Annotated in this window: 1 protein-coding gene; it reads left to right on the plus strand. The window is 68.0% G+C overall.

Translation table 11 applies throughout. The features are described from left to right. The coding region (locus F1003_RS19060) for a DNA-processing protein DprA (protein WP_202913934.1) at positions 1–250 on the plus strand (250 nt) is incomplete at both ends.

Genomic DNA, 250 nt, shown 5'->3' on the forward strand with positions numbered 1-250 from the left:
CGCTGGACGGCGGCGGCAAAACGGTGGCCGTGCTGGGCACTGGCTTGCAGTGCCTGTACCCGCGGCGGCATGTGGGGCTGGCGGCGCAGATCATCGAGCAAGGTGGCGCGCTGGTGTCAGAGTTGCCGCTGGACTGTCCGCCGCAGGCCAGTAATTTCCCGCGGCGCAACAGGATCATCAGCGGGTTGTCGCTGGGTGTACTGGTGGTCGAGGCCAGCCCGTCCAGTGGCTCGCTGATCACTGCGCGCCT

Source organism: Winogradskyella ouciana (genome assembly GCF_009709615.1).
Classification (GTDB): domain Bacteria; phylum Bacteroidota; class Bacteroidia; order Flavobacteriales; family Flavobacteriaceae; genus Winogradskyella; species Winogradskyella ouciana.